General features: G+C 69.2%; 3 pseudogenes. All 3 read right to left on the reverse strand.

Annotated elements, in window-relative coordinates:
• Nucleotides 1-18: 18 nt before the first annotated feature.
• Nucleotides 19-830: pseudogene (locus NW75_RS21280) on the reverse strand (DUF2163 domain-containing protein).
• Nucleotides 827-3,128 (reverse strand): annotated as a pseudogene (locus NW75_RS21285) (DUF2460 domain-containing protein). The pseudogenes NW75_RS21280 and NW75_RS21285 overlap by 4 nt, the downstream one beginning before the upstream one ends.
• Nucleotides 3,129-3,292: 164 nt before the next feature.
• Nucleotides 3,293-3,417 (reverse strand): annotated as a pseudogene (locus NW75_RS21290) (tail tape measure protein); the annotation flags it as partial.

A 3,417-nucleotide genomic window follows, 5' to 3' on the forward strand; every position in this document is an offset into this window, starting at 1 on the left:
TGGCGCGTTCGGCCGCGCTCATGCGCCCGGATAACGGGTGAGCAGGTCGATCCCCGGCAGATACGGCTCGCCGCGAAATTCACCGCATTGGTAAACCGGGCGGCGCACGTCGCCAGGCTCTTATCGCACCCCTCGATCAACTCCACCAAATCGCCCGCCACCACCGGCAGCGCGGGTGCGCTCCGCAGCGTCACCGTCCACCCCGCAGATCGCGCGATCGCGCTCTCAAGCCCGCCATTCGCCCCGCCGATCCAGCGCAGCAGCCCCGCGCCATAGCCATTGTCGCTAGGCTCGACCGCATCCACCGTCACCACCTGCCCCGCCGCGCCCGTCACCCGCACTATCCGCCGCCGCCCCGCCATCGCCACGCGGCAGCGTTTGTCGCCCAGCTCGGCCCGGCATTCGGGCGAGGTCGCCTCGACCACGGGCCGCTCGAGCGCCGCACTCACCCCGCGCAATTCGGCGGTAAAGGCCCCGCGATCGGTCTCAACCGCGCCGATCGTCCCTTCGCCCAGCGCCACTTGCGTCGCGCCGCTGCCGGTCCAGTCAACCGCGAACAACGCCACCCGCGCCCATCCCAACGCCCCGCCAACAGATCACCTTCGGCAATCGCCGCGCTGGTCAGCGCACCGGTAATGTCCATCGTATCGGCCTCGAGTCCGGCGCTGCGCTTGATCGCCGACGGCGTCATTCCCGGCGCGGCGCGATGTGCCAGCCCGCTGATGACCAAATCGCGATCATGGTCAGTCAGCCCGATCGTCACCCCCGTCGCGCCGCTCGATCCGCCAGCACAGGGCGATCGTGGTGAGCGTACCTTCGAGGAAGCTCATGCCAAATCCTCGCGCACTTCGATCAGCGGCACCGCCGTCGCCGCGCCTGCCAGGAAGGTTGCGCGGTTGACGCTCAACCGGTCCTCGGCGAACCGTACCGGCACATCGAACAGGAAACCCGCGGTCACCGCCACGCCCGTGGCCGGCGCACCATCGAGCTCGACATAGCCGCCCGCGACAACCGAGAAGGCCGCCGTCTCGACCCCGCCGACCCCGACGCGCACGCTCCCTCCAACGGGCCGCGTGATCCGCCGCACCGCGTCGCCATAGCGCTTGACCAACGCGAAGCGCACCGTGACGCCATCGCCCGTCCCCAGCACCTGGTCGCGCGCGCCCGGCGTCGCGGTCCCCGAACTGGCATCGAACGGGTCGCGCAACCGGAACCCGCGCGCCGGCCCCATCCGCGCGCGAAAGAAGCCGAGCAAGGTCGCGATATCGGCTTCGGATCGCACCCCCGGCCCGACATCGTAGCGCGTCCGCGCCTCCGCCCAGCTTGCATTGCGCGCCTCATGCCCGCCCGCGCTGGTGACGATCGCGGTCGAGAATTCCGGGCTGACCTCGGCCTCGCGCCCCAGTGCGAGCGGGAACAGCACATCGTCGAAAGCCTGCACCGCATCCTCCGCCTCTTGGAAATGAACGAACCCGTCGCGCAGCAATTGCGGCAGCGCCCAGACGAACGCCGCCGCCACACCGCGCGCTTGCGCCGCCAGCGCCGCAGCCTCGATCTCGCGCCACTGCGCCGTCTGATCGGGCCGCAGCACGAACCCCGAAAAATAGTGCGTATCCGCGACCGCATAGCCAAGCCGGGCGGTGGCGGCGTCCACCGCACGCGCGGTGCCCGCGACATTGCCCGCCACGACGAAATCATAATCTTCCAGTTGCAGCACGTCGAAGGCGGGATGCGCCCAGCCGACCGGCACATTGGCGCGCTGCACCTCGGGCGCATCGCCCGCCAGCACCGTCGGCAAATAGACCAGCACATGCGTCTCGACCGTCGGCGCCACCGCGCGCACCGCAGCGACCAAAGCCGCGGTCGAGGCCGCCAGCAGCGCCCCCGCTGCATCGAGCAGGGCCCGCTCGGCAGCAGTGCTCACCGCCTGGACGCGCGCAATCTCGACCGCACCCGCCCCGAAATGCTGCCGCGCTGCAGCGTCATACAGGCAGGGCCGCCCATCGGGCATGATCCACCACCACGGCTCACCCACCTGGAATTTGGGCGCAAGTCCCGCGGCCACCGCAATCTCGATCATCGCCACCGCGACCGCGCGCAAATAGCCCATCGCCCCGTCATGCGCGGGCGACAGCAAGGTCGATGGCGGCGCCCACCCGGTCAGCGCCGGGCTGCCATCCCACGCCCGCTGCTTCCAGTCGCCCCAGCAATGCGCGTCGAACAGTTCGTAGCTGAGCGACCAGATCACGTCATAGCCCAGCGCCTTCGCCCGCTCGGCAAAGTCGCGCTGCCACGCCGCCGCAGCCGCATTGAGCGCCCCACCCGCAAGGCTCGCATAAAAGCCGCCCGAATTGGCTTCGAGCCGCAGATAATGGCTCATCCCCAGATAGTGGACGATGCTCCCGCGATAGCCGAGCAACAGCGCGTTGCGCAGCACGCGCGGGCGTAAGGTTGTAACTGTCGTCATAGCCGCTCGCGATCTGAAGGCTGTGCTCAGGCACCACCACATCGCCAATCGCCAGCACCGCCCCCGGCCCGTCGCACACGATCTGCGTCAGCTCGACCCACGCCTCGACCGGGGCCGCCAGCGGCGCATTCCCGCCATCGAAACCCGGCGGCACCAGCGACACGAACATCCGGTCGACATCGCCCGCCCACACCGGATCGGCCTCATCGGGCAGCACGAACCCGCCCGCCACGCTCGCAAAGTCGAGCGACACCGTCGCATCCTCGGGCAACCCCGTCGCATAATTCCACAACCGCACATACCAGGCGCGCGCTGCGCCTGCGGCGTCGCGCCCCTCGATCGTCAGCACCGGGCCATTGACCGCATCGAGCGGCAAAACCCCCGCCGAGCGCCAGCGAAACCCGAGCCGACACCCGCGAAAATCGCGCGCCGTCTCATAGCGCAGCAACGGATGATCGAAGCGGTCCTCCGCCTCCCAGATCAGCCCGGCCAGATCCCCAGACGTATAGAAGACGGCATCAACGCGCAGCGCATCTCCCGCGCTGGTCGTCACCCCCGCCATCATCGGCCGCGGAAAATTGACCGTCCAGAACCGCGGATCAAACCGCGACACCACGCCCTCGACCTGAACCGTGCGCTCGCTCGCCAACCAATATGCCATCTTCTTCCTCTCCCCTTCAGGGGAGCATCAGGTCGGTCATCCCCCCGGGATGACCTGAACCGTGCGGGGCACGGTTCACCTGATGCTGGCCGGGGAGAGGGGCAGTCAAAAAGAACCGCCGCTCCAATCCGCTCTCCCAACATCGCCACCGCCAATGCAGCCCCTCACTCCATCAAAGCCGCCCGCACCGCCCGCGCCACCTGCCGGCTCGACGCCGCCAGCGCTTGCGGCGCATCGTTCCCGCCCTGCACCGTGATCGCCACGCGCACATCGCGCGCGCCACCGCCAA

The sequence above is a fragment of the Sphingomonas sp. Ant H11 genome, from assembly GCF_000797515.1.
In the GTDB taxonomy this organism is placed as follows: Bacteria; Pseudomonadota; Alphaproteobacteria; order Sphingomonadales; family Sphingomonadaceae; genus Sphingomonas.